The 1,228-nt window shown below is 68.1% G+C and carries 1 protein-coding gene; it reads right to left on the bottom strand.

Features of this window, described 5'->3' with window-relative positions; translation table 11 throughout:
• Window positions 1-1,228: AMP-binding protein (locus ABZS54_RS43010; RefSeq protein ID WP_355548943.1), on the bottom strand; the 1,228-nt coding region annotated here is incomplete at both ends.

Below are 1,228 nucleotides of genomic sequence, written 5' to 3'. Positions count from 1 at the left end.
GTGAGTCGGGTGGTGTCGTCGGGGATGTGGCAGGTGGTTCCGGTGGTGAGTGCGGGCCATAGTTCCCAGGCGGCTGCGTCGAATCCGACGCCGGCCAGGAGTGCGACGTGGTCGCCGGGGTTCATGGTGAAGGTGGTGGTGGTCCAGTGGATGAGGTTGGCCACGCTGTGGTGGCGGATCTCGACGCCCTTGGGCCGACCCGTGGAACCACTGGTATAGATGACGTACGCGAGGTCCTGGGGTGAGGCCACCGGCTCCGGGTTGTCGATGGGCTCCGCGGCGAGTGTCGGCCGGTCCAGGTCGACCAGGAACTTCGGGGTGCCGGCGGGCAGTCGTCCGCTGTGCTCGGCGTCCGAGACGACCACCGGAGTGCCGGTGTCCGCGACCATGTAGGCGAGCCGCTCGGTCGGATATCCGGGATCCAGCGGGACGTACGCGGCCCCGGCCTTGAGGATGCCGAGCTGGGCGCAGATCAGCTCCGGGCCGCGATCGAGGCAGACCGCGACGAGGGTGTTCGGTCCGACGCCGTACCGGCTGCGCAGGTGGTGGGCGAGTCGGTTGGCTCGCTCGTTGACCTGACGATAGGTCAAGCTTTCCTGCTCGCCGCGCACGGCGACCGCGTCCGGGGCGAGTTCGACCCGCTCCTCGACCAGCCCGTGCACGGTCGCCGTGTCGGGGTAGTCGGCGGCGGTGGCGTTCCACTCGACCAGAACCTGCCGCCGCTCGGCCGACGTGAGCATGCTTGTCTCGGAGAGCCGAACGTCCGGGTTCGTGGCGACCGCGGCCAGGAGGGTCTGGAAGTGTCCGACCATCCGTTCCATGGTGTCTCGTTCGAACAGGTCGGTGCGGTACTCCACCGAGGCCCGCAACCCGCCGGCCGCGTCGTCGAAGACGGTGAGCGTCAGGTCGAACTTGGCGTCCTGCCCGATGATCGAGACCGGTTCGACGGCGAGGTCGGGGAGTTGCCAGGTGTCGGTGTCGGGGATGTTCCGGAGCACGAGCATGGTCTGGAAGAGGGGGTTGCGGGTGAGGTCGCGGTCGGGGGCGAGTTCCTCGACCAGGCGCTCGAAAGGAAGATCCTGGTGGTCGTACGCGCCGAGTGCCGTGTCCTGAACTCGACCCAGGAGTTCGGTGAACGTCGGGTCTCCGGTGAGGTCGGTGCGCATGACGAGGGTGTTGACGAAGAAGCCGATCATGTTCTCGATCTCGGCCCGGTTGCGGCCGGCGA

It is taken from the genome of Embleya sp. NPDC005575, assembly GCF_040605455.1.
Taxonomy (GTDB): Bacteria; Actinomycetota; Actinomycetes; order Streptomycetales; family Streptomycetaceae; genus Embleya.
This window is presented reverse-complemented; position numbering and strand designations above follow the sequence as displayed.